Annotated in this window: 23 protein-coding genes; 10 read left to right on the forward strand and 13 right to left on the reverse strand. The window is 73.2% G+C overall.

The window, feature by feature from the left end:
• Nucleotides 1–22 precede the first annotated feature (22 nt).
• From IEZ27_RS28380 to IEZ27_RS28395, 4 genes are all read right to left on the reverse strand, one after another.
• The gene (locus IEZ27_RS28380; protein WP_189650052.1) at nt 23–934 is read right to left on the reverse strand and encodes a pentapeptide repeat-containing protein; all 912 of its coding nucleotides are present in this window, start codon (nt 932–934) and stop codon (nt 23–25) included.
• A gap of 45 nt (nt 935–979) precedes the next feature.
• The gene (locus IEZ27_RS28385; protein WP_189650053.1) at nt 980–1,747 is read right to left on the reverse strand and encodes a GNAT family N-acetyltransferase; all 768 of its coding nucleotides are present in this window, start codon (nt 1,745–1,747) and stop codon (nt 980–982) included.
• A gap of 41 nt (nt 1,748–1,788) precedes the next feature.
• Nucleotides 1,789–2,763, reverse strand: coding sequence for a small ribosomal subunit Rsm22 family protein (locus tag IEZ27_RS28390; RefSeq protein ID WP_189650054.1), 975 nt, complete (start codon nt 2,761–2,763; stop codon nt 1,789–1,791).
• A gap of 70 nt (nt 2,764–2,833) precedes the next feature.
• Nucleotides 2,834–3,400: a TetR/AcrR family transcriptional regulator gene (locus IEZ27_RS28395; protein WP_189650055.1), complete on the reverse strand. Its 567-nt coding sequence runs from the start codon at nt 3,398–3,400 to the stop codon at nt 2,834–2,836.
• Nucleotides 3,401–3,457: 57 nt separating this feature from the next.
• Here IEZ27_RS28395 and IEZ27_RS28400 point away from each other — a divergent pair, with 57 nt between their 5' ends.
• Nucleotides 3,458–4,423, forward strand: coding sequence for a DsbA family protein (locus IEZ27_RS28400; protein WP_189650056.1), 966 nt, complete (start codon nt 3,458–3,460; stop codon nt 4,421–4,423).
• Nucleotides 4,424–4,435: 12 nt separating this feature from the next.
• Here the strand turns inward: IEZ27_RS28400 and IEZ27_RS28405 are convergent, their stop codons facing one another.
• Nucleotides 4,436–4,933, reverse strand: coding sequence for a MarR family winged helix-turn-helix transcriptional regulator (locus IEZ27_RS28405; RefSeq protein WP_189650057.1), 498 nt, complete (start codon nt 4,931–4,933; stop codon nt 4,436–4,438).
• 98 nt (nt 4,934–5,031) lie between these two features.
• On the opposite strand from IEZ27_RS28405, the gene IEZ27_RS55315 reads away from it, so the two are divergent.
• Complete coding sequence (locus IEZ27_RS55315; RefSeq protein WP_189650058.1) at nt 5,032–6,471, forward strand: LLM class flavin-dependent oxidoreductase; 1,440 nt, start codon at nt 5,032–5,034, stop codon at nt 6,469–6,471.
• Here the strand turns inward: IEZ27_RS55315 and IEZ27_RS28415 are convergent.
• Nucleotides 6,395–7,639 carry an MFS transporter gene (locus IEZ27_RS28415; protein WP_189650059.1) on the reverse strand — a complete coding sequence of 415 codons (1,245 nt, stop codon included), beginning with the start codon at nt 7,637–7,639 and terminating at the stop codon, nt 6,395–6,397. The two genes, IEZ27_RS55315 and IEZ27_RS28415, sit on opposite strands and share 77 nt — an antisense overlap.
• Nucleotides 7,640–7,694: 55 nt before the next feature.
• Here IEZ27_RS28415 and IEZ27_RS28420 point away from each other — a divergent pair, with 55 nt between their 5' ends.
• The 6 genes from IEZ27_RS28420 (at nt 7,695) to IEZ27_RS28440 (ending at nt 10,871) form a co-directional block, all read left to right on the forward strand.
• On the forward strand, nt 7,695–8,084 hold the full coding sequence (locus IEZ27_RS28420; protein ID WP_125637809.1) for a MerR family transcriptional regulator: 390 nt from the start codon (nt 7,695–7,697) through the stop codon (nt 8,082–8,084).
• Between the two features lie 22 nt (nt 8,085–8,106).
• Complete coding sequence (locus IEZ27_RS28425) at nt 8,107–8,742, forward strand: GNAT family N-acetyltransferase (RefSeq protein ID WP_229824417.1); 636 nt, start codon at nt 8,107–8,109, stop codon at nt 8,740–8,742.
• A gap of 70 nt (nt 8,743–8,812) precedes the next feature.
• The gene (locus IEZ27_RS28430) at nt 8,813–9,217 is read left to right on the forward strand and encodes an alpha/beta fold hydrolase (RefSeq protein ID WP_229824418.1); all 405 of its coding nucleotides are present in this window, start codon (nt 8,813–8,815) and stop codon (nt 9,215–9,217) included.
• Nucleotides 9,214–9,423, forward strand: a complete 210-nt coding sequence (locus IEZ27_RS54170; protein ID WP_229824419.1) for a hypothetical protein — start codon at nt 9,214–9,216, stop codon at nt 9,421–9,423. The genes IEZ27_RS28430 and IEZ27_RS54170 overlap by 4 nt, the downstream gene beginning before the upstream one ends.
• Nucleotides 9,424–9,585: 162 nt before the next feature.
• Nucleotides 9,586–9,939, forward strand: a complete 354-nt coding sequence (locus IEZ27_RS28435) for a hypothetical protein (protein ID WP_189650061.1) — start codon at nt 9,586–9,588, stop codon at nt 9,937–9,939.
• Nucleotides 9,940–10,091: 152 nt separating this feature from the next.
• Nucleotides 10,092–10,871, forward strand: a complete 780-nt coding sequence (locus IEZ27_RS28440; protein ID WP_189650062.1) for a TetR/AcrR family transcriptional regulator C-terminal domain-containing protein — start codon at nt 10,092–10,094, stop codon at nt 10,869–10,871.
• 21 nt (nt 10,872–10,892) lie between these two features.
• On the opposite strand, the gene IEZ27_RS28445 is transcribed toward IEZ27_RS28440, so the two are convergent.
• The 4 genes from IEZ27_RS28445 to IEZ27_RS28460 are packed head-to-tail and all read right to left on the reverse strand — an operon-like array spanning nt 10,893 to nt 16,035.
• Nucleotides 10,893–12,023 (reverse strand): aminotransferase class I/II-fold pyridoxal phosphate-dependent enzyme, encoded by a 1,131-nt coding sequence (locus IEZ27_RS28445; protein WP_189650063.1) that lies wholly within the window; start codon nt 12,021–12,023, stop codon nt 10,893–10,895.
• Nucleotides 12,020–12,643, reverse strand: coding sequence for a helix-turn-helix transcriptional regulator (locus IEZ27_RS28450; RefSeq protein ID WP_189650239.1), 624 nt, complete (start codon nt 12,641–12,643; stop codon nt 12,020–12,022). The genes IEZ27_RS28445 and IEZ27_RS28450 overlap by 4 nt, the downstream gene beginning before the upstream one ends.
• Before the next feature lie 47 nt (nt 12,644–12,690).
• Nucleotides 12,691–13,815: a winged helix DNA-binding domain-containing protein gene (locus tag IEZ27_RS28455; RefSeq protein WP_189650064.1), complete on the reverse strand. Its 1,125-nt coding sequence runs from the start codon at nt 13,813–13,815 to the stop codon at nt 12,691–12,693.
• 60 nt (nt 13,816–13,875) lie between these two features.
• Nucleotides 13,876–16,035: an alpha-L-fucosidase gene (locus tag IEZ27_RS28460; protein WP_189650065.1), complete on the reverse strand. Its 2,160-nt coding sequence runs from the start codon at nt 16,033–16,035 to the stop codon at nt 13,876–13,878.
• Between the two features lie 150 nt (nt 16,036–16,185).
• Between IEZ27_RS28460 and IEZ27_RS28465 the strand changes: the two genes are divergently transcribed.
• Nucleotides 16,186–19,557, forward strand: coding sequence for an OmpL47-type beta-barrel domain-containing protein (locus tag IEZ27_RS28465; RefSeq protein WP_189650066.1), 3,372 nt, complete (start codon nt 16,186–16,188; stop codon nt 19,555–19,557).
• 91 nt (nt 19,558–19,648) lie between these two features.
• Complete coding sequence (locus IEZ27_RS28470) at nt 19,649–21,064, forward strand: amino acid permease (protein ID WP_189650067.1); 1,416 nt, start codon at nt 19,649–19,651, stop codon at nt 21,062–21,064.
• A 6-nt stretch (nt 21,065–21,070) separates the two neighbouring features.
• On the opposite strand, the gene IEZ27_RS28475 is transcribed toward IEZ27_RS28470, so the two are convergent.
• From IEZ27_RS28475 to IEZ27_RS28485, 3 genes are read right to left on the reverse strand one after another with little or no spacing between them, the layout of a single operon-like run.
• Nucleotides 21,071–22,810 (reverse strand): protein kinase family protein, encoded by a 1,740-nt coding sequence (locus IEZ27_RS28475; protein WP_189650068.1) that lies wholly within the window; start codon nt 22,808–22,810, stop codon nt 21,071–21,073.
• The gene (locus IEZ27_RS28480) at nt 22,807–23,706 is read right to left on the reverse strand and encodes a protein phosphatase 2C domain-containing protein (protein WP_189650069.1); all 900 of its coding nucleotides are present in this window, start codon (nt 23,704–23,706) and stop codon (nt 22,807–22,809) included. The genes IEZ27_RS28475 and IEZ27_RS28480 overlap by 4 nt, the downstream gene beginning before the upstream one ends.
• 26 nt (nt 23,707–23,732) lie before the next feature.
• The gene (locus IEZ27_RS28485; RefSeq protein WP_189650070.1) at nt 23,733–24,410 is read right to left on the reverse strand and encodes a vWA domain-containing protein; all 678 of its coding nucleotides are present in this window, start codon (nt 24,408–24,410) and stop codon (nt 23,733–23,735) included.
• Between the last annotated feature and the right edge of the window lie 12 nt (nt 24,411–24,422).

Raw genomic sequence — 24,422 nt, forward strand, 5'->3', positions numbered from 1 at the left:
GATATTACCTGTCCCGTTCGGGTCAGCCTCGGCGGGGCGGCCTCTTGCGCGATCCGGCCCTGTTCCTGGGCCCCCGCGGCCCCGGCTCCCGGCCGGAAGCACGGTCGGAGGCGCGGTCGGGGGTCGTCCAGTGGGCGGGGTGGGTCAGGGAGGCGGGGAGTCGCGTGGCGGGGCTGCCCTTGGCGGCGTTGACCTGGGCCTGGGTGAGGAAGACGGAGCCGGTGAGGTCGGCACCGGACAGGTCGGCGCCCCTGAGGTCGGCGCCGATCAGGTCGGCCAGCCGCAGGTCGGCCCCGCGCAGGTCGGCCCCGATGAGGTAGGCGCCCCGCAGGTTGGCCGCGCGCAGGTCGGCGCCCTTGAGCCGGGCGCCGATCAGGTCGGCCCCGCGGTGCTCCCTGCCCCGGTGACCGGCCCTGACCAGCTCGCTCACGCGCAGCAGCAGCGTGTTGACCTCGGCCCGCCAGGCGGCCACGTCGAGCTTCTCCAGCACGCCGGGGCTCTCGCGGGTCAGGCGCTCGGTCGACTCGTACGCCGCGCGCAGCTCGGGGACGATCTCCGCGGCGGCGTCGAGGGTCAGCGCCTCGGCGAGGTACCACAGCAGCTCGTGGAGCTGCCGCATGACCGGGAACACCGTGAACATCTGGCCGGACGTCTCGGGCGCCTGTCGCCAGTCGCGGCCCTCGAAGGTGACCTGGGAGACCTTCTGCCCGGCGCCGAAGCAGTCGAAGACCGTGCAGCCGGGGAAACCGCGCTGCCTGAGCTGGGTGTGGATGCCGCAGCGGAAGTCGTCCTGGAGGTTGACGCAGGGGCGGCCGGCGTCCTTGGCGACGGCGAAGTCGGCCGAGGCGGAGAAGGGCAGGGCGACGCAGCACAGGCCGAAGCAGCTCTCGCAGTCGGCCAGCAGGCCGAGCTCGCGCGGGGTCCTCTCGGGCAACGCTCTCCTTCTCGCGTCGGGGGTACGCCCAGGGTACCGGCGCGGTCAGGACCGGACGTACGGCGTGGTCGTGGTCAGCGGGACGAACCCGAGCCCGAGCAGGATCGGCCGGCTCTGGTCGGTGGCGTCGACCTGGAGGTAGTCGTAGCCGCGGGCGGCGGCCACCCGGGCGCGCCAGGCGATCAGCGCCCGGTAGAGGCCACGCCCCCGCCAGCCGGGCACGGTGCCGCCGCCCCACAACCCGGCGAAGCTCGTGCCGGGGCACAGGTCCAGCCGGGCCGCGCTGACCGGCCGGTCGCCCGCCACGGCCAGGACGGGGACGACGGTGTCGTCGGACAGGCGTTCCAGCAAGTGGTCGCGGAGGCGGCGGCTGCTGGTCCCGAAGGCCAGCTCGTGCACCTCGGCCAGCGACTCCACGCCCGCCGCGTCGGTGACCGGCACCAGGCGCACGCCGTCGGGCGGCTCGACCGCGGTGTCGAGGTCGGCGACGCGGGCGACCATCACGGTCTCGGCGGGCTCGGCGGCGAACCCGGCCGCGAGGAGCCGGTCGGCCAGGTCGGCGGGCCGGTCGTGGGCGTAGAGCTTCCACTCGAACTCCAGGCCGCGCTCGCCGAAGAAGCGCACCTGGCGGGCGACGGCCGCGTCGGCGCCGTCCTCGTCGAGGCCGGACCAGAGCACGCCGTTCCAGGCGTGTGCGGGCCCGACCTGGCGGACGACGTCGCCGTCCCGCTCGACACTGACGCCCGGCCCGTCGGGGCGCGCCTCCCGCCGCATCTGCCGGTCGAACAGCGCCAGCACCTCGTCCTGATCCATTCCGCCGACCCTACCGGCGGGCGGACCACGGTGCGCCGGGGTCAGTCGGCGGCCGGCCAGTCGTCGCCCCAGTCCACGTCGCGGGCCAGCCGGTACAGCTCGCCCTGCCGCTTGGAGACGATCACGTCGCGTACGCCCTCGTCGCCGGTGCACAGGCGCAGCGACACCACGCCCTTACGTTTCTGCGGGTGGCGCAGCACCCGCGCCGCGGCCCGCGACCACTCCCCCCGTACGGCGGCCACGTAGGAGAACTTCTCGTCCTCGAAGCCGAGCGTGCCGGACTTGACCCTGCGGTGCAGGGACGTGCGCGGCAGGCGTACGGAGAAGTGGCACCAGTCGCGCCCCGGCTGGATCGGGCAGGGGCCGTCGTGCGGGCAGGGGGCGACGACGGTCAGGCCCGACTCGGACAGCGCCTGCCGGGCGGTGACGATGTTGGCCCAGCCGGCCGGGGTGCCTGGCTCGACGACGAGCACCATGGTCGCGTCCTTCGCCAGCCACCGCACGACGTCGGCGTGCCGGCGCGAGGGCAGCTCGTTCAGCGCGTACGACATGGTGACCAGGTCGGCCGCGGGCCGGTCGAGCCCGGGGTCGATCGAGGCGTGCCGCCAGGTGACGTCGCGCACGGGCGCGGTCCTGGCCAGCCGCCGGCCGAGGTCGATGATCTGGGGGTCGTGTTCGAGCACGGTGACGCGCTCCAGCGTGGGCCAGACGGCCCCGGCCGCCCAGAGCGCCGCCCCGGTGCCGCCGCCCACGTCGAGCTGGGTCCGCGGCGCGAAGCCCGGTGTCCTGGCGGCGGCCTGGCGCATGGCCGCGCCCGCGGCGGCGTACGTGGCGGGCATGCGGTAGGCGGCGTAGGCCGCGATGTCGGCCGGGGTGCGCAGGTGGGGGGCGGCGGCGGACGGGCCGGTGCGGTAGCGCTCGGCGAGCTGTTCCATGGCGCGGGACAGGTCGTGGGGCGCGTAGCGGGCCAGGGCCGAGTCGAGCGCGGTCCTGAGGTCGTCGGGCAGCAAGGTCATCGTGTCGTCCTGGAACGGGGGTGTGTCCCGCCGGGAGCGTACCAAGCGGGAGGGGTCGGATACGGGCGGGTCAACGGGCCGGGCCGGGGCTGCGGAACAGGCGCCAGAACGCCAGGGCCGCCCCCGCGTCCGGCCGCCCGTCGCACACACAGTGGGTGATCACGCCGATGAGCGCCCCGGCCAGGTAGGCGGCGTGCACGTCGGCGGGCACGTCCTCGAACCCGGACGGACGGCTGCCCGCGGCGAACCGGCCGGCCAGCTCGACGGTGAGCCGCTCGCGCATCCGGGCGGCGAAGCGGGCGCTGCCCTGGCCGCCCAGCATGCGCTCGTAGAGGGTGGCGTTGGCGGCCACGTGGTCGAACAGCTCCGCCAGCGGGGCCGGCGGCCGGTCGCGGGGGGCGTCGAGCGGGCACAGGGCCGCCGCGCGCGCCACGGCGGCGACGGCGTCCTCCATGGCGTCGGTGACCAGCGCGTCCACGTCGGGATAGTGCAGATAGACGGTGGCGCGGTTGACCTCGGCGTGCTGGGCGAGGGCGGACATGGTGATGCTGCCCAGCTCCTGCCGGGCGGCCAGCTCCAGCACGGCGGCCTTGAGGCGGGCGCGCGTACGCCGCGCGCGCGGATCATCCGGGTTCACGCCGCCACTATACGACACATGTTGACTAATCGACAGTTGTCGCATAGATTGCCGGTCATGCGAATCGAGATCTGGGCGGACATGGTCTGCGGGTGGGCCCATATCGGCAAGCGGCGGCTGGAGAAGGCCCTCGCGTCGTGGGAGGGCGAGCCGGTCGAGGTGGTCTGGCGGCCGTTCCAGATCGACCCGTCGGCGCCGGCCAAGGCCGAGCCCCTGGCCGGGCTGCTGAGCGACCCGATGGTCGAGGAGGCGTTGCAGGTCTGCTCGCCGGGCCTGTCCCCGTCCGACAACCGGGCCCGCGTGGCCGGCATCGCCGCCGGCGAAGGGCTGGGGGCGCAGTGGGGCGCGACCTGGCGGCCCAACACGCTGGACGCGCACCGGCTGATCGCCCTGGCGTACGAGACGGGCGGCGCGGCGCTGCAGTCGGCCGTGGTCGAGCGGGTGCTGACGGCCCACTTCGTCCAGACCCTCGACATCGGCGACCCCGGAGTGTTGTCGGCGATCGCCGCCGAGTCCGGGGTGCCGTGGGACGGGCGCGGCGCCGATCTGGTGCGGGAGCTGCTGCTCACGGGCAAGGCCAAGGGCGTGCGCACGTCGCCGACGATCGTGGTGGGCGGGCGTGCCCTGGCCGGGGCCCAGCCGCCCGACGTGATCAGGGACTTCCTGGCCGACGCCGCCGGTCAGCCGGCCAGGCGGCTGCCCGCCGAGGTGGAGCGCCTGCGGCACGCCGAGTCGCTGCTCGACCAGCGCGACCCGCTCGGCGCGCTGACGCTGCTGCGGCCGCTGCTCGACGAGCACGGCACCGACCGCGGGGTGCGGCTGCTGGCCGCGCGGGCGTACTTCGCCTCGGCCCAGCTCGGACGGGCGCGTACGGCCCTGGAGGAGCTGGTCGCCGACGTGCCCGACGACTCCTACGTCCGCCACCTGCTCGGCCGTACGCTCCAGCGGCAGGGGCGGCCCGAGGAGGCGGCCACCCACCTGACCCTGGCCGCCGTCATGACCCCCGACTACGGCGACCTGTGAGCCCAGGGGCTCTCACCGGCCGTTGACGCCGGCCGCGACCGGTCCCTCCGGCTCGGGACGGGACCAGGTCCGGCCCGTACGGGCGGCGTCCTCGGCCAGGATCGCCCCGACGACCCCGGTCAGCAGCTCCCGCTGCCGCGCGGGCAGTCCGGCGGCCAGCGTCTCCAGCCGGGCCGCCACCCCGTCGTGGGCCCGCGTCGCGATCTCCGCGCCCGCGCCGGTCAGCTCGATCAGGCAGGCGCGGCGGTCGCGCGCGTCGCGCACCCGGGCGACCAGCCCGCGTTTCTCGGCGCGGTCCACCAGCCCGGTCAGGCTGGACTTCTCCAGGTGCAGCGCCCGGGTCAGCCCGGACATCCCGATGGGCCCATCGACCAGCAGGCACAGGAGCTGGGCCTGCTGCGGGGTCAGGTCGTGCTCCCTGCTGACGTCGCCGTAGACCTGCTGGACCAGGTGCGCCAGGCGGACGAGCGCCTCGGTGAGGCTCAGGCCCGGCGCTTCAGTCGCCACCATGCGGCCAGTGTAGTTGACAGTAGTTGGCATCACGAACTAATTTACTTCACGACGCCAACAGTTCGCGATACCAACTAAATCTGTCCCGGGGAGCCCCCATGCCCGACTACGGTCACGACCTGATGTTCAGCGCCGGTCTCGTCCCGGCGGCCGCGCGGGCGGACGAGGTCGTGGCCCTCGCCCAGCTCGCCGAGCGCGCCGGGCTGGATCTGGTGACCGTCCAGGACCACCCGTACCAGCCCGCGTTCCTCGACACCTGGACCCTGCTCAGCTTCGTCGCCGCGCGTACCGAGCGCATCCGGCTGGCGGGCAACGTGCACCCGCTGCCGCTGCGCCCGCCGGCCATGCTCGCCCAGGCCGCGGCCAGCCTCGACCTGCTCAGCCACGGCCGGTTCGAGCTGGCGCTCGGCGCGGGCGGCTTCCAGGACGCCATCGAGGCCATGGGCGGCCCCCGGCGCACCCCGGGTGAGGCCGTGGCCGCGCTGGAGGAGGGCATCCGGATCATCCGCGCGGCCTGGGACACCGGCTCGCCCGGCGGCGTCCACCACCGCGGCGAGCACTACCGGGTGGACGGGCTCAAGCGCGGCCCGCGACCGGCCCACGACATCGGGATCTGGATCGGGGCGTACAAGCCGCGCATGCTCCGCCTCACCGGGCGGCTGGCCGACGGCTGGCTGCCCTCCCTGCCCTACCTCAAGGACGTCGCCGCCCTCGCCGAGGGCAACGCCGTCATCGACGAGGCCGCCACGGAGGCCGGGCGGTCGCCGTCGGACGTCCGGCGGCTGCTCAACCTGGGCGAGGAACTGCCCGCCGAGCAGTTGGCCGAGCTGGCCCTCGTCCACGGTGTGAGCGTCTTCACGCTGCTGTCCGGCGATCCGCGTCAGATCCAGCGCTTCGCCGCCGAGACCGCCCCGGCCGTACGGGAGCTGGTGGCCGCCGCGCGCACGGGCGGTCAACCGCGGGAGCCGCAGGCCCCGGCGCGCCTCACCGGGACGGGGGTCTGGGACGAGGCCACCCGGCCCACCGCGCCCGACCCCGAACCCGGCCGCCGTTACACCCCGCAGGAGCAGGCCGCCGGGCAGCACCTCGTGGACGTGCACGACCACCTGCGCGCCGAGCTGGCCCAGCTCCGCGACCTCGTCGAGCAGGTGGCCGCGGGGACGATCGACGCGGGCGCGGCCCGTTCGCAGATCGCCACCATGACGATGCGGCAGAACAACTGGACGCTGGGGGCGTACTGCGAGTCGTACTGCCGGCTCCTCACCATGCACCACACCGGCGAGGACACCATGCTCTTCCCCCGGCTGCGCCGGGCCGAGCCGGGCCTGACGCCCGTGCTCGACCGCCTCCAGGAGGAGCACCAGGCGATCCACAAGATCATCGAACGGGTCGACCGCACGCTGGTCGCCTTCGTCGGCGACCCCGGCGGCCTGGACGACCTGCGCGCCGCCGTCGACCTGCTCACCGACGCGCTGCTGTCCCATCTGTCGTACGAAGAGCACGAACTGGTGCCGCCGCTGTCGAGGCACGGGTTCTAGCGGCACGGGTTCCGGCGGCCGGGAAGGCGTGCCGGCGGGCCACGGCCACGACCGCCAGGGCGACGGCCGCCGCCGGGAGCGCGGCCCACGGCAGCGCGCCCGCCCCCGCGCCCTCCAGCACCAGCCCGCCCGTGAGCGACCCGGCCGCGATGCCCGCGTTGTAGACGGTGGTCTGCATGGACGTCGCCACGTCGGCGTTGTCCGGTCCGGAGGCGGCGATCAGCGCGGTCTGCAACAACGTCGGCGCTCCCCCGAACGCCGCACCCCACAACGCGACCGCGCCCAGCAGCACCCCGGCCGACCCGGCGTACAGTCCGAGGGCCAGCATCGCCCCCGCCACCACGGCCAGCACCGCGAGCAGGGTCGCCCGCGGGCGCCGGTCGATCACCGCACCGACCACCCAGATCCCGGCGACCGTGGCCACGCCGAACACCAGCAGCACGGTCCCCGCCCGCCCGAACCCCGCGTGCTCGGCGAACAGCGCCAGGTACGTGTACATCGCCTGGTGCCCCAGCAGCACCAGCACCGTCACCGAGAGCACGATCCGGACGCCGGGGATGACCGCGACCCGCCGCAACGGCACCCGCCGCGCCGCCGGCTCGCCCGGGAACGGCGGCACCTTCCACAGGACCCAGCCCACGAGGATCACCGCCACGGCCGACAGCGCCCCGAACGCGGCCCGCCATCCGACGGCCGCCGCGAGCTGCGTGCCCGCCGGGATGCCCGCGCACAGTGCCACCGTGATCCCGGCGGAGACGATGGCGATGGCCCTCCCGCGACGCTCGGCGGGGACCATGCGGGCCGCGTACCCGACGAGCATGGCCCACAGGATCCCGCCCATCACCCCCGCGCCGACCCGGGCCGCGAACGTCAGCGCGTACGATGACGAGACCGCTGTGACCGCGTTGAGCAGGGCGAACCCGAGCAGCGCGGACACCAGCACCTGCCGCCTGGGCAGCCCGCGCAGCAACGCCGTCATCGGGATCGCGGCCAGGAAGGAGGCGACCGCGTAGGCGGTCACGAGGAAGCCCGCCGTTCCCTCGGGCACGTCGAGGGCCCGGCCGAGCTGCGGCAGCAGGCCCGCCGGGAGGAGCTCGGTCATCACGGCCGTGAACGCCGCCGTGAACAGCGCGAGCAGTCCCGCCCACGGGAGTTTCGCAGGAGACATGCCGCCTATGCTGAAACCTTCACATCAGTGTGAAGGCAAATCATCCGAGGAGAGCATGAAGATCGGACTGTTGTCCCAGCGTACGGGCGTGCCGACGCGCATGCTCCGCTACTACGAGGAGCAGGACCTCCTGCACCCCGAACGCGCCGTCAACGGCTACCGCGACTACCCCGAGTCCGCCGTGTACCGGGTGCAGCAGATCCGCGGCCTGCTCGACTCCGGGCTCACGACGGAGATCATCCGCCGCATCCTGCCGTTCCTGACCAGGCCGGACGAGATCCACCTGCATCCGGAGTGCCTGACGCCCGAGCTGGCCGAGCTGCTGCAGGCGGAGGCGGGCCGCATCCAGCAGCGCATCGACTGCCTGTCCCGCAACCGGGACGCCATCCACGCCTACCTGGCCGCCGTACGGTCCGCCTCCGACGGGGGCACGGCCCCGGCCTGAACGTTCTGCTGGAATGGGGGGCATGGAGACCCTGGCCGACCTTCTCTCGGACGCGGCGGCGGGCCGCCCGCCCGCCCCCGACTGCTCCGTGACCGTCCTCCCCCAGCCGTCGGAGCGCGACGCGGGGATCATCGCCTTCACCGCCCACACGGTGGTCTTCGCCGACGTCGATCCGGCGTGGGTGCACGCCCGGCTGCCCGCGGGCGACCTGTCGGCCCCGCTGCTGCCGGCGTTCCTGACCGCGATGGAGGCGGCGACCGGCCGGCGGGCCGGCAACCTCGACCTGCTGGCGCTGGCCGCCCCTCTTCCCGGCCCTCCCCCGCTCCCGCTGGAGGAGCTCACCGGCGGCGACCACCCGAGGGTGGCCAGGGCCCGGCGGTACCGCGACGCCGTCCGCGTGTGGGTCGCCGGCGACGAAGCCGGCCTGGTCACGCTGGGCCAAGGCGTGGGGGGCCGCTGGGAGGTGGCGGTGGAGGTCGAGCCAGGACATCGCGGGCGCGGGCTCGGCAGGACGCTGGCCACGGCGGCCAGGCACCTGGCTCCCGGTCCGCTGTGGGCGCAGATCGCGCCGGGCAACGCCGCCAGCGTACGGGCCTTCCTCGCCGCGGGTTACCTCCCGATGGGCGCCGAGTCGCTGCTCGTCCTGGACGACGATTGAACGCAGGTGTCTGTCCGCGCGGGTCCCGTTCGTCGGTTGGGCATCGACCCGATTCGGGAAAGGGATACCGATGAACACAGTCATCTCCGGTGACGGCACCCGCATCGCCTACGACCAGGTGGGCGAGGGGCCCGCCGTCGTCCTGGTGGACGGCGCCATGTGCCACCGCGGCGCCGGGCCGAGCACGCCGCTGGCCGCCGAGCTGGCCCGCGGCTTCACCGTCCTCACCTACGACCGGCGCGGGCGCGGCGACAGCGGTGACAACGACGCCTACTCCGTGGCGCGCGAGGTGGACGACCTGGCCGCCGTGATCGGGCGTACGGGCGGCGGCGCGCGGCGCGGCGCGGCGCGGCGGTCGAGGCGTTCCAGCTCGCGGTCGGCATCCCGCCCGAGGTGGTGGCCGCGATGGCCGGGGCGCCGTTCCGGCCCGCGCTGGAGGCCCTGGCGTCCACGCTGGTCTACGACGCGCGCGTGACCGGCACGGACACGCTCTCCCGGTACGCCGCCGTCACCGTGCCCACACTCCTGATCGACAGCGAGGCCAGCCCCGAGAGGCTGCGGGCGTCCACGGGGACGGTCGCCGGGACGGTGCCGGGGGCGCGGCGGCGCAGCCTGCCGGGCGGGTTCCACGACGTCGAGGCGGGCGTGCTCGCGCCGGTGCTGGCCGGGTTCTTCGCCTGAGCCGCGGCCGGCCGGCCCAGCACAAGTCCGGCCGGTGGCGCACGCGAGTTTGCCGGTCGGGGGCCCGCTGTTGGGGCAACCCTGGTGTGGCGCTGCGGAAGGCCTCCAAGATCGCTACGTATAGTGATGGCCGATGTCACTTCGTGATTACAGGGGGAGCTCATGAGAGGTAGCCTCATCGCCACTGGCGGTGCGCTGCTCGTCGCGGCCGCGGTGTTCGGCATGGCCGGCGTGGCCGGCGCCGACACCTGGAGCGACGAGAAGCACTGGCACCCGGACAACTGCAGCCTCGGAACGAACGACGACTCGACCTACCTCCACGTCACGAGGGACGGCGTGTTCGCCGGCACCCGTGACGCCGACGCCTGCGAGAAGAAGAAGGACCACCACGGCTTCGCCCCCTGGGAGTCGTGGGGCAGGGACCACGACCACAAGGGCCACCACGACTGGTCCGGCAGCGGCAACGGCAACTGGATCGGCCACGAGTCCGGTCCCGGCCTGGGAGGCGGCGTCTAGAGCGGCTCCCTGACCCACCTCGATCCCGGCGCCCGCCTGACGGGTGCCGGGATCGTCACGTCTCCACCGTTGTCCCCTCCACCGACCCCTCTCAGGGCGGGCCGCTGATATCTTATGCCGTAAAGAGATCTGGGCATGGGGAGATCGGTACTGTGGTCGTCTTCGCCGGGCAGGGTGACGCGCGCCGTTCGATGGCGTTGTTGTGGCGGACCGAGGAGCCGGGCGAGTCGCGTCCCGGCCCCAAACCAGGCCTGAGCGTCGACGTGATCGTCGACGCCGCCATCGCCGTGGCCGACGCCGAGGGCATGGCCGCGCTGTCCATGCGCAAGGTCGGCGAACGGCTGGGCCGCACCGGCATGGCCCTCTACACCTACGTCCCCAGCAAGGGCGAGCTGGTGGACCTCATGTACGACAAGGCCCTGGGCGAGCTGCCCACCGCCCACGACCTGTCACGCGGCTGGCGGGCGGCGGTCACCGCGTGGGCCGAGCACCTGTGGGAGTTCTACCAGCGCCACCCCTGGGTGCTCCAGGTGTCGCAGGCGCGCCCGGTGCTCGGCCCCAACGAGTTCGAGCTGCTGGAGAGCCTGGTCGGGATCCTGCGCGAGACCGGGCTGCGCCCGCGCCGGCTGCGCGGCGTGGTGTCGCTGGTGTTCGACTTCGTCCGCGGCGCGGCCAGGACGGTCACCGAGTCGCGGCAGGCCCCCTCGGCGACCGGCGTGTCGGACGAGGAGTGGTGGCGTACCCGCTCGCACCTGCTGGAGGAGGTCGCGCCGGGCTTCGCGGCCCGCTTCCCCATGGTGGCCTGGGTGGAGAGCGAGGCCGGCGTGCCCGGCGAGGGCGAGCCGTACCTGGAGCACAAGGTGGACGAGGCGTTCACGATCGGGCTGACCGTGCTGCTCGACGGCGTGGAGGCCGCCGTACGGGACGCCTGACACCCCCGCCGGTCCGGGCTGTCAGCGCCCGTCGAGGAAGGAGGCCCAGGCCTCCAGGGCGGGACCGGGGTCGGCGCGGCCCACGCCGAGGCGGAACCGGTCGTCCGGCGTGGACGTGAGCTCCGACCGGTAGACGCTCCCCGGCAGCAGCAGCACACCGGCCCGCTCGACCAGCTCCGCGCAGAACGCCTCGACGCCGTCGGCCCCCAGGTAACGCGGGAAGGTCACACAGCCGCCGTCGGGCGCCCGCCACTCGAACAGGTCGCCGTACGCGCCGAAGAACGCCTCGAACCGCGGCAGGTTCGCGGCGATGATCCCGCGGTTGCGCGCCAGGATGTGCTCGCGCGCCTTGATCGCGATCCGGGCGAGGATCTCGCTCGGCGCGGAGTTGCAGATCGTCGTGTAGTGCTTGGCGCGTTCCAGCCGGGACCGCAGCTCGCGGTCGCGGCAGGCGATCCAGCCGATCCGCAGGCCGGGCATGCCCAGGGACTTGGAGGTGACGTTCAGCGACAGCGCCGTGGGCGACAGGTCGGCGGCCTGCGGCAGCGTACGGGCGGGGTCGAGCTCCAGGCCGCGGTAGACCTCGTCGCTGAACAGGTGGATGCCGCGTTCCTCGCACAACGCGGCCAGCCGGGCCAGGTCGGCGGCGGGGATGACCTTGCCCGTCGGGTTGCCGGGGAAGTTGACCGACACCACGCGCGTGTTCGGCCGGATCGCGGCGGCCACGGCGGCGAGGTCGAGCGCCCAGTCGTTCGCGGGGTCGAGCGCGACGCCGGTGACCTCGCACAACGCCATCGGCACGGTCTCGGCGGACTGGTAGCAGGGCGTGACCACCACGGCGTGGTCGCCTGGGCCGAGCAGCACCTGCATGGCCAGGTACAGGGCCTCCTGCGCGCCGGCGAAGACGAGCACGTCGTCCGCCTCGACCCGCTCGTACGTGGCGGCGACGGCCCGGCGCAGCCCGGGGTCGCCGAAGGTCTCGGTGTAGCCGAGCGACAACGTCTCCCAGGCGTGCCTGTCCTCGTCGTCGGCCAGGGCGAGCAGCTCGGCCATGGTCATGGTCTGGGCGTCGGAGGCGGCCAGGTGGTACCGGGCGGTGAACTCCCAGCGGGAGAAGTAGACCTCCAGCCGGAAGTCGGGCAGTCGGGTCACGGTCGGCTCCTCCTGAGCTCGGCGAGCAGGGCGTACAGGGTGGATCGGGAGATCTGCAGGACACCCGCGACGACGCCGGTCGCGCGCCGGACGGCGAAGATCCCGGCCCCGTCGAGCTCGGCCAGCACGGCCAGGCGGTCGTCGCGGGTCAGCCGCTCGACCGGCCGGCCGTGCTCGCGGACGAAGGCGCCGACGATCTGCTGCACGCGCTCGGTCCAGTCCTGCTCGAACAGGGCCTCGGGGCGGGGGGCCGACGGCGCGGCGAAGGCGGCCAGCAGCGCCGCCGCCTGCTCCAGCGGGGTGCGGTCGAGGTTCACGCAGAGCAGGGCGGACGGCTCGCCGCCGGGGTCGCGCAGCACCGCGCTCACCGACGACAGCCGGCGGCCGTCGGCCAGCACCTTCTCGTACGGGCCGTAGACGCCGCCGGGCGCGGGGTCGAGCCGGTCGAGCTCGCCGAGCAGCGACGGGCTGCCGGGGCCCCGGCTGGACATCGGGTTCCACACGGCGAGGACCCGGTCGTCGCGTACGTCGTGCAGGACGACCTCGGCGTACGGCGCCAGCAGCGCCGCCACCGCCTCGCACACCGGCGACCACAGCCGCACGCGGTGATCTGTCTCCATCACGTCCCGGATATTACGTCCAATCCGGACACTTCGTCCAATCCAGGTCAGGCGTGCGCGCCCACGGTGACCGGCCCGATGGTCAGGCGCGGCCTGCCCTCAAGGATCTCCCCGACCCGTTCCACCTGGTCGTCGAGCTCGCGGAGCTGCGCGGCGGTCAGGCCGGCCAGCGGTTCCACGGTGACGTCGATCCGGCTGCCGGAGCGCCGCTGGTGCCACACCCCGCGTACGACGCCGTCCACGAGCAGCACCGGGAAGTTGCCCGCCTGCCCGCCGGACAGCGCCCGCTGCCAGGCGGGGCCCGGGTAGAGCAGCTCGCGCGGCCGGCCCGCCACCAGGTAGGCGTCGAAGTACGGCAGCAGCCGCACGCCGCGCGGCGGCCCGTCCGGCACCGCCGTGTCCCCGGCCAGCACGCGGGCCGGCGAACCGTCGAACAGCACCTCCTCGGTCTCCACCGACGCGAACGCCTCGGCCGCCCACCGCACCGGCGCCCCGATCCACTGGGCGAACTGCGCGGGCGTCGCCGGCCCGTACGCCGTCAGGTAGCTCCTGACCAGGCCGGCCCGCCCGTCCGGCGGCAGAGGCGCGGCGGGCGCGGCCCGGTAGGTGACCTTGCGCCCCCTGACCGGCCCGAACACGAACGCGCCGCGATGGGCCGCGACGAACATCACCTGCCGCCAGCGCGGCCACATCGTCTGGAACGCGGGCATGACCAGGTCGCCCGCCCACGGCCCGGTGGCCGCGACGACGGCGTCGCTCAGCTCGTCGATCGTCATGTCGGCCACGGACAGCACGTCGCGGACGGCCTGGACGACCTGGTCGGTCTGCTCGGCCGTCAGCCTGATGCCGTCGGGCTGGCCGGGCCCGGCGGGCATCGACGACAGGGCGCCCAGCCACATCGGCAGGTCGCCCGCCGGGAGCAGGTGCACGGTGCCGCGCGGCCCGTGCGTCTTGACCAGGGTGCCCTCGCCCCACAACGCCTCGCGCACGTGGGCGCGGGTGACACCGTCGAGCCGCAGGCCGATCGAGAGCTCGGCCGCCGACATGACCTGCGCGTGGGCCCCGCACATGGCGGCCACGACGGCGGCCTGGCTCTTGTCCCCGGCGGGGGCGGCCAGGTGCGCACGTTCCAGACGCCTCGCGCTGACCTGCGGCCACGACAGTTCGATCACAGATTCCTCCTCGGTGGGTCCTCCTTCACCGTAGGGCCCGAAGCGGCAAGGTACGTTCCGCTATTGCCGCCCTCTGACCTGCACCTCGGCCAGCGACAGCGGGTTGGACGGCGAGGCGAGCTGGATCCTGACGTACCGGCCCGTGGTGCCCGCGGGGAACTTGACCGTGCCGGGCGAGCCGGCCTGGGCCTCCACGTGCACGGCGGTCACGCCGGGCGCGGTACGGGCCCGGTCCAGGTCGTCGTCGGTGAACGGCTGCTCGGAGGCCATCACCCAGAAGTCCTTCAGCCGGTCGGCGCAGCAGTCGAGCCGGTTCCAGACGTCCACGCCGTCGAGCGGGGCGGAGGCGCCGAGGTCGACCTGCCACCACGCCTGCCGCTCGGGCTCGGCGGTGTGCGTGGTCGTCCCCGCGCCCCAGTTGCCGTCGGTGTTGCCGTCCACGGCGCGGGAGGCAGGGGCGTCGTAGCCGGTGCTCTTCTGGGTGGCGGGCCGGCCGAGCGAGAGGTTGGGCAGGTTGACCCGCAGCGGCAGGGCGGTCGTGGTCGTCATGCGGCCGGTCCGCATGCCCAGGCCGAGCGTGTACGGGTCCGGCGTGACGTCCGCGGGGGCGGTCACGGTGATCGGCACCCGTGCGCTCTCGCCGGGGCCGAGCGGGCGCACCCGGGAGGCGCCGAGCGTGGCCGTCCAGCCCTGCGGCGCGGTGAGGGTGAGCGCGGTGGCCGGGGCCTGCCGGGTGCCGGGGTTGGTCACGGTCAACTCGCCGCTGACGGTCCCGCCGGGGGCGACCTCCTTGGCCAGGCTGGAGGAGGTGCGCAGCAGGCCGCGCACGCCGGGCGTCTCGATCTTGAAGACGTACGCGTGCCGGCCGGTCTCCGGCGGGGTGTTCACCACCACGCGGCCCTGCTCGTCGCGGCTCCACGTCAGGGGGGCGCCGGAGCCGAGCATGGTGATGCGGGTGCTGTGGTCCACGGGCAGGTCGGCGCCGAGCGTGAGCTGTTCGCCGGGCCACTTGAGCGCCGTGGCGTACAGGGTTCCGTCCTTGACGGTGTAGCGCACGTCGTCCGGGCCGCCCTTCTCCTCGGCCCGGTTCCAGTACGTGGTGCCGTAGATGGCCTCGCCGTTGACCTTGAGCCAGGCGCCCATGTCGAGCAGGCGCTGCCGCTGGAGCTCGGGGATCGTGCCGTCGGCCTTCGGGCCGATGTCGAGCAGCAGGTTGCCGTTCTTGCTGACGATGTCGACGAGGGAGTCCACGAGCTGGTCGGAGGTCAGGTGGTCCTCCTCCGGCTCGTTCTGGTTGTAGCCGTAGGAGTGGGCGATGCCGCGGCTGGACTCCCACTTGACCGGGTCGATGTCCGGCTTGACGGCGTACTCGGGGGTCTGGAAGTCCAGTTCGGGGCTGTCGAGGTTGCCGGTCTCGATCTTGCACCGGTTGGCGACCGCGACCTCCTTGCCGCTCCTGAGCGCCTTGTTGTAGTAGTCGGCGATCACACCGGCGGTCTTCCAGTAGGAGGCCGGCTTCTCCCACTGGCCGTCGCACCAGATGATGTCGGGGTCGTAGCCGTCGATCAGCTCGCGCATCTGCGGGAGCATGTAGTCCTTGACGTAGTCGCCGACGACCGGCGCCCCCGCGTACGGGATCTGCGCCCCGGTGTACGGGTTGGTCGGCTGGCGTCCGGTGTAGGAGGGGTTGTACCACTCGTAGAGCGAGTAGTAGAAGCCGGCCTTCAGCTTGTCCTCGCCCTTGCGGGCCGCCGCGAACAGCTCCTTGGCCAGGTCGCGGCCGGGGCCGAGATCGACGGTGTCGCGCCCGCTGACCTTGCTGTCCCACAGGGCCATGCCCTCGTGGTGCTTGGAGGTGAGCACGAAGTACTTGGCGCCGGCGTCCTTGAAGAGCTTGACCCAGTCGTCCGGGTCGAACTTGTCCGCCTTCCACTGCCGCAGGAAGTCGTCGTAGCCGGCGTCCTGGCCGTAGGTGGCCTTGTGGTGGGCGTTGGTCGGGCTCCCGGGGGAGTTCATGTAGTTCCAGTACCACTCGGCGTAGCTGCCCCGCGGCCCCCACGCGGGCACCGAGTACGCGCCCCAGTGGATGAAGATGCCGAACTTGTCGTTGTCGAACCAGCGCGGCACGGGGTGGCTGTTCAGCGACTCGGTGGTGGGCTCGTACGCGGGCGGCGCCTCGGCGTACGCGGCCGGCTGAGCGACCAGAAGAGATCCGACCATCAGGAGACCAGAAAGGGGACTTAAGAGCAGTTTTCGCCTCATGTGGAGACTCCAGTCATTGATTGATCGGATGAAACGTAACCTTGACGTGATCGCCTTCACAAGAGGGGTGCGGCCACAATGAGGGCCATCCCCCGACTGGAGGCCCTTGTGCGCCATGGCAAGCCCTGGCGGCTGCTCCTCGCGGCATGCCTCGCCGCGAGCGGACTGACCGCTCTCACCCCCGCCTCCGCCCACGCGGCCGGCACCGTCTTCCACGTCTCCCCCGGCGGCGACGACGAGGCCGCCGGCACCGAGACGGCCCCGTTCAGGACGATCGCGCGTGCCCAGCGCGCCGTGCGCGCGGCCCTGCCCGGCGCGTCCGAGCCGCCCCGGGTACGGGTGCGCGGCGGCGTCTACCACCTCGCCGAGCCCCTCACCTTCACCCCCGCCGACTCCGGCGCCGTCTACGAGGCCGCCGCCGGGGAGCGGGTCGTGCTCAGCGGCGGCCGGCAGCTGACCCCCACCTGGAGCCCCTACCAGGGCGCCACCCTGGTCGCCGACATCGGCGCCGGCCTCGACTTCGACGAGCTCTTCCTCGACGGCACGCGGCAGGTCCTGGCCCGCTACCCCAACGTCGACCCCAAGGTCACGGTGCTCGACGGGTACGCCGCCGACGCGATCTCCCCCGCCCGCGTGGCCCGCTGGAAGAACCCCACGACCGCGCTGGTCCGCGGCCTCCACCAGGGCGAATGGGGCGGGAACTCCTTCAGGGTGACCGGCGTCGGCGCCGGCGGCGAGCCGAAGCTGCAGTGGGTGGGCGACAACAACCGGGGCGACGGGCTGCACCCCGAGAAGCGCATGGTGGAGAACGTCCTGGAGGAGCTGGACGCGCCCGGCGAGTGGTTCTACGACAAGGACGCGGGCCGCCTGTACCTCCAGCCGCCCGCCGGGCTCGACCTGGCCGGGGCCCGCGTCGAGACCGCCGAACGCGAGGAGCTCGTCCGCGTCGTCGGCGACTCGCCGTCCGCGCCGGTGCAGGACCTCACCTTCACCGGGTTCACCTTCACCCAGACCCACCGCACGCTGTTCAGCCGCCCGTACGAGAAACTGCAGCTCGGCGACTGGGCGATCGTCCGCGCCGGCGCCGTCTACCTGAAGGACAGCAAGCGCATCACCATCCGCGACGCCCGGTTCGACCAGGTCGGCGGCAACGCCGTGTTCATGGACGGCTACGCCGAGGGCAACGTCGTCACCGGCGGCGAGTTCCGCGAGTCCGGGGCCAGCGACGTCGCGGTGGTCGGCTCCCCCGCCGCCGTCCGCGAGCCCTCCACCTGGGACGACATGCGGCGGACGATCACCGACACCACGCCGGGCCCGAAGACCGAGGACTACCCGCGCGACATCACCATCAGCGGCAACCACATGACCCGCAACGGGCGGTTCGAGAAGCAGAGCTCAGGCGTGCAGATCTCGATGAGCCGCCGGGTCACGGTCTCCGGCAACACCGTGCACGACGGCCCGCGCGCCTGCGTCAACATCAACGACGGCACGTGGGGCGGGCACGTCATCGAGGACAACGACATCTTCGACTGCGTCAAGGAGACCTCCGACCACGGGCCGATCAACTCCTGGGGCCGCGACCGGTTCTGGCCGCTGTCGGCCGGCGACGCCCAGAAGAAGGCGTACGCCAAGCTCGACGCGACGGAGACCACGAAGATCCGGCACAACCGGATCCGGCACTCCTCCCAATGGGACATCGACCTCGACGACGGCTCCTCCAACTACGAGATCACCGGGAACCTGCTGCTCAACGGCGGGGTGAAGCTGCGCGAGGGCTTCCACAGAACCGTGCGCGGCAACATCCTCGTCAACGGCGGCGGCCACTTCCACGTCTCCTACGAGAACAACGACGACGTCGTCGAGAAGAACATCTTCGTCACCGACGACCCCTACGACTTCATCCAGAGCGACCCGTCCACCTCGCGCACGGTCTACGACGACAACCTGTTCTGGAACAACGGCAGGCCCGTCGCCGACATCTCCGCCGCCTGGCGGGCCCGCGGGCTCGACACCCGCTCGGTCGTGGCCGACCCGCTGTTCGAGGGGCCGAGCCCGTACGCCGACCCGGCCAAGCTCGACTACACGCTCAAGGCCGGCTCCCCCGCCCTGGCGCTGGGCTTCGAGCCGTTCCCGATGACCGGGTTCGGCAAGCCGGGCGCGCCCACGCCGCCGCCGCTCACCTGGCGTGAACCGGAGACCGGCATGACGATCGGCAACCTGGCCGAACCGCTGATGGGGGCGACCGCCACCGAGATCCACAGTGACGTGGTGAAGTCCTCGGTGGGGCTCACCGACTACGACGGCCTGTTCCTCGCCGCCGTCCCGGCCGGTTCGTACGCCCACGGGCAGGGCCTGCGCACCGGGGACGTGATCAGGGAGATCGCCGGGACCAAGGTGACCGACCGCGACAGCTTCTGGAAGGTCTACAACCGCACCCCCGCCGGACGTCCGGTGCCGCTGAAGGTCTGGCGCGCTCAGGCGCTCACCGACCTGAGCCTGACCAGGGCGTACGGCGTGGAGACGATCGACAACGTGTCCGGCGTCACCTACACCGGCGGCGGCTGGGACTGGAAGAACGACCGGCGCGGCGGCGCGGGCTCGACCCTGGACGACCTGCACGCCACCCAGACCGACGGGGACGCCTTCGAGCTGTCCTTCCACGGCACCGGCGTCGAGTACATCGCCCAGGTCAACTCCGACGAGGGCAAGGTCGACCTCTACCTGGACGGCAAGCTCGACGCCACGATCGACAACAACAACCCCACCCGCGTCTACCAGAAGGTCGTCTACAGCAGGACCGGCCTGCCGCCCGGCCCGCACACGCTCAAGGGCGTCAAGAAGGACGGCTCGTACTTCATCGTGGACGGCTTCAAGATCCACTCCGCCCCCGACTCCTCCGAGGACGGCGAGGCGCCCGTGACGACCGCGTCCGGGGTGCCCTCCGGCTGGTCGGACGGGCCCGTGGAGGTGGTGCTGACCGCCGCCGACGCCGGCTCCGGCGTGGCGCGCACCGAGTACCGGCTCGGCGAGGGCCCCTGGCGGCCCTACACCGCCCCGGTCCGCGTGGACGCCGAGGGCGAGAGCGTGCTGGCCTTCCGCAGCGCCGACCAGGCGGGCAACGTCGAGGAGCCCAGGACGGTCACCGTCCGGATCGACACGACGGCCCCCGAGCTGACCGTCACGCCGGACCAGAGCCGGCTGTGGCCGCCGAACCGCAAGTTCGTGCCGGTCGAGGTCGCGCCGAAGGCGTCCGACGCCGGTCCCGTCACCGTCACGCTGGTCTCGATCACCAGCTCGCGGGGCGAGATGGCGGACGACGTGCGCGACGCCGCGTACGGCACCGGCGACACCTCCTTCGCCCTGCGCGCGGAGCGGGACGGCGGCCGGGACCGGGTCTACACGATCACGTACCGGGCCGTGGACCGGGCGGGCAACGCCACCGAGGCCCGCGCCCTGGTCACCGTGGGACGCGCCGGTTAGGTCGCGGACGGGCCGGTCCACCTGGGGGCCGGCCCGTCTGACTTCCGTCATGTCAGGCATGGCGGGCATGTTGTCAGGGCAGGACCTCGCCATGATGTCAGCGCGAGGCTTCGGCGGCGGGTCGGGGATCTTCCGCCGCAAACCGGTAGAACAGATCGCCAGCGAGCACGAGGGCGAGCTCAACCGCGTCCTCGGGCTCTGGCAGCTCACCGCGATCGGGGTGGGCGGCATCATCGGCGCGGGCATCTTCGCGCTCGCGGGCGCCGTCGCCAACCAGACCGCCGGGCCCGCCGTCGTGATCTCCTTCCTCATCGCGGGCATCGCCAGCGCCGCCGCCGCGTTCTCCTACGCGGAGTTCGCCGGCATGATCCCGAAGGCCGGGTCGGCGTACACGTACGGCTATGCCGTGCTCGGCGAGATCGTCGGCTGGTTCATCGGCTGGGACCTGCTGCTGGAGTACACGGCCATCGTGGCGGTGGTGGCGATCGGCATCTCGGGCTACTTCGGCTTCCTCGTCGGCCAGCTCGGCCTCGACCTGCCCGCCTGGATGCTCGGCGCGCCCGGCACCGGGCCGGGGCACGTCGTCGACCTGTTCGCGGTGATCCTGTGCCTGTTCATCGCGTTCCTGCTCAACCTCGGGATGCGGTCGGCCGCCCGGTTCGAGACGTTCGTCGTCGCGATCAAGGTGGCGGTGGTGCTGCTGGTGATCGTGGTGGGCTTCTTCTACATCGACGGCGCCAACTACACGCCGTTCTTCCCCTTCGGGTTCGGCGGCGCGGTGACCGGCGCCGCCACCGTGTTCTTCGCCGTCTTCGGCTACGACGCCATGAGCACGGCGGCCGAGGAGTCGAAGGACGCCCGGCGGCACATGCCCAAGGCCATCCTCTACTCGCTGGCCATCTCGATGGTCCTGTACGTGCTGGCCTGCCTCGTGCTCACCGGCATGCAGAACTACCAGGAGATCGACCCCGAGAGCGGTTTCTCCTCGGCGTTCGCGTCCGTCGGGCTGTCCGGGCTGGCCACCGTCATCGCGGTCGGGGCCATCGTCGGCATTTTGACCGTCATGTTCACCTTCATGCTCGGCGTCACCCGTGTGTGGTTCTCGATGAGCCGCGACGGGTTGTTGCCGGCCTGGTTCGCCAAGCTCCACCCCGTACGGCACGTGCCGGTCAGGGTGACCTGGATCGTCGGCGTCGGCTCGGCGCTCATCGCCGGTTTCCTGCCGATCAGGGAGGCGGCCGAGCTGACCAACATCGGCATCCTGCTGGCGTTCGTGGTGGTGTGCGCGGCGGTGATCGTGCTGCGTTACCGGCGGCCCGACCTGCCGCGCGGCTTCCGCCTGCCGGGCATGCCGGTGGTGCCGGCCATCGGGGTGCTCTTCTCCATCTGGCTGATCACCTTCCTGGAGCCGCTGACCTGGCTCAGGTTCGTCGTGTGGTTCGCGATCGGGCTGGTGATCTACTTCGCCTACGGGCGCCGGCACTCGGTGCTGAACCGGCGCGACTGAGCGGGGTCAGTTCGTGTCGTGGTAGACCATGGGCCCGATCGCCTTGAACGCCGCCTTAGAGGCGTCCTTGAGCCAGGGCCGCGTGCTGGTGGCGTTGGCGCGGTTGGTGTAGACGGCCATGGTGTGCAGCAGGTAGCGGTGGGTGTAGCCGACCCACCCCCAGGTCTGGGCCCTGCTCCAGCTCGTCGAGTGGCACAGCCCGGAGCCCGGCCCCTTGCGCGGGCACACGATGCCCCAGGCGTCGGCGTAGGCGTCGTCGAGCCGCGCGTACGCGGTGTCGGCCCGGCCGTCGTTCTTCAGCGGCACGACCCACACCGACACCATGATGCGCTTGTTCGCCGGGGCGTTCGGGTTGACGTACGAGCCCTTGACCATCTTGCCGCAGTGCGCCTTGCGCAGGACGGCGCGGACGTTGCTGGCGTGGTAGGCGTCCGGGCACTTGTCCACCCCGCTCGACCGCAGGGTGTAGCGCACGCCCTTGGCGCTGGTGAAGGAGTGGGGCAGCAGCGCGCCCGGCGTGATCGGGGTCGGGTCGCTGTCCTGCCGGTCGAGGTCGCCCGGGTCGAACGGCTCCTCGGTGGGAGGCTCGAACGTGGGCGTCTGCGAGGGTTCCTGCGACGGCTCCGGCGTCGCGGAGGACACCGACGGCCAGGGTGTGGAGACGTCGGACGGCGTGCCGGAGGACTCCGCGCTCAGGCGGCTCTCCCCGTCCAGGCGCTTGACCGCCGAGACCAGGACCACCGCCCCGAGGACGACGAGCACCACGCCGATCACCCCGGCGCCGGCCCCCAGGCCGAACTTCATCCCCGTGCTGAGTCCGGCGGCGGGCCGCGGCGCCATGCCGGGGCCGGGAGGCGGCGGCGGTCCCGGAACGGGCGGCGGTACGAGGGTGGGCGCGGTCGAGGCCGACCCGGCCGCCTGCCGCAACTCCCCGGCCCAGCGCCCCGGAAGCGGCCGCTGGTCCGGCGGCCCGTGGAGGCCCGCCGCCGCGAGGGCGGCCAGCGCCGGGCTGACGGCGGCCAGCCGGCCGGGGTCGGCGGAGCTCTGGTCGCGGGCGAAGACCCGGACGGCCAGCAGCGCGAACTTGTAGGCGTCGCCGTACGGCGTGCCCTTCGGCTCGTCGGCGGGAAGCTGCCAGTCGGGCGTCTCCACCTGCGGTAACGCCTCCGCGCCGGCCAGCCGCATCGCGTCGCAGTCGATGAGGAAGCACTCCGGGGAGCCCTCCGTGGCGAACAACAGGTTCTTGGGCGACAGGTCGCCGACGACGATGTCCATCGTGTGCAGGCGGGCCAGCGTGTCGGCCAGGTCGGCCAGCACGAGCAGGCGGTCGCGGTCGCTGACGCGCAGGCCGACGCCGCCGACGTAGGCGTCGTCGTTGAGCAGGAACTCCATCGTGGCCGGCCTGCGCACGCTTCCCGACAACGTCCGCAGGTCGAAGGAGAAGCGGTGGGGCACCGAGCGCATGAGGAAGCCGGTGACCTCGCCCTCGGACTCGACCACCTCGGCGGGCCAGGCGGTCTTGTCGCACAACCAGGCCGCGTCCCAGCCCGGGAGCCGGCCGATCAGCCCGGCCATCGCGGTGAGGGCGGCGACGTCGAGGTGGGGCAGGACGCCGGGGTCGTACTCCTTGTAGGCGACGTCCCACTGGCCGTTGATCCGGCGGCCGGGCACCTCGTGAACCGTGCCCTGGCCGCCCTGCCCGAGCCGCCGGCCGAGGGTGAGGGCGGCCCGGTCCGTACGGCTCACCGGGTCTCGTTCCGCGGCCACAGGGCCAGCAGGGTGCGGTCGTCGTCGAAGGTCTCGCGGGAGAAGTCGAGCAGGTGCGCCAGCCACGACGCGGACGGCGGCGCGGCCAGGTGCTCGGCGAACAGCGCGCCGACCCGGCCGTCCCCGTCGCCGAGCGGGTCGCCGAACCCGTCGGTGCCCACCAGCAGCACCTGGCCCGGCGCGAGCGCGCCCGACCACCGCTCCGGCCGTTCCGGCACCCTGGGCAGGGCGGTGACCGAGGTGGGGACCACGTCCCCGTCCGTCTTCGGGACGAACAGCGGGCGGTACCGGGGCCCGGCCGGGTCGAGCGTCCAGGCGCCCGAATCGCCGACCCGGATCAGGGAGACCTCGACGCCGTGCGGGCCGGGGCGGGCCGTACCGGTGACGAGCGTGGTGGCGAGCAGGTCTTCGACCTGAGTCACGTCCGGTTCGCGCCGGAGCATCGCGGCCGCCTGCCGGTGCAGGGTCTCGGCCGCGTACCGCAGGACCGCGGCGAGGTCGGGCGCCGGACGGCCCTCGTCGAGCTGCGCGTGGAGCGCCCACACCGCCGCCCGGCACGCCTCGGACGCCCCGACCGTCGAGGCGGACGCGCCGGACAGCCCGTCGGCCACGGCGAACGCCACGGTGCCGGTGGCCTCGTGGACCACGGCGCAGGTGGCGTCCTGGCGGGGCTGCCGGTAGTAGCGGTGGCGCTCGCCCCGGACGGAGGCCGACCGCAGCGTCACCCCAGGGGTGGACCACCCGTCGCACTCAGTGTCGGGGCACGTGCCCCCGAGCGGGCGCGGCGGCGCCGGTTCGAACTCCGGGCCGGGCACGCCGACGACGACCCGATCCCATGCGCGGGTCCCGCCCGTCTGCTCCGGTGTCTGCCGCACGTCCCCTCCCGTGTCCGGGCCCGTCCTCAGACCTCGTCGATCGCCAGCCGGAACTGGTCGGGCCGGTTGACCACGAGCTGCGGGGCGCCGTCGGCCATGGCCCGGCCGGAGGCGACCAGGCTGGCCGTCAGCGCGTGGAAGAACTCCGCGATCGCCGTGCCGATGTCGGCGCTGGGCAGCGCCACGAAGGCGAACTCGCGGCGGGTGGCCACCCGCGACATCGTCTCGGCCCGTGCCTCGCCGACGCCGCAGGCGATGATGTTGGGCGCGACGGGCAGCGTCTCCCGGTCGACGAGCCGCTGGTGGGGCCCTTGCCAGTGGCGGCCGTCGGTGGGCTGGCCGTCGCTGAGGAAGAACACCACCGGGCGGTGCACCTTGTAGCCGTCGTTCTTGAGCATCCGTACGTCATGGGGGATGCGGCCGAGCAGGTCGGCGAAGACCGCGCCGTAGCTGGTGGCGCCGCGGACGGCGAGCTGCGGCAGCCGGTCGACCATGCGCATGTCGCTGAGCCCCTGGCGCTCCCGTACGTCGTCGGAGAAGCCGAGGATCGCCAGGCGCACCTTCGCCGCGATCATCGGCTCCGCGCGTAACCCGTTGCAGAGCGAGGCCAGGCCGCCGGACAGGGCGTGGTGGTACGGGCCCATCGACGCGGACTCGTCCGCCGCCACGTAGGCGGGCAGCAGGACTCCTCTGGTCTCGGCCATCGTGCGCCCCAC

The sequence above is a fragment of the Nonomuraea spiralis genome, from assembly GCF_014648435.1.
Classification (GTDB): domain Bacteria; phylum Actinomycetota; class Actinomycetes; order Streptosporangiales; family Streptosporangiaceae; genus Nonomuraea; species Nonomuraea spiralis.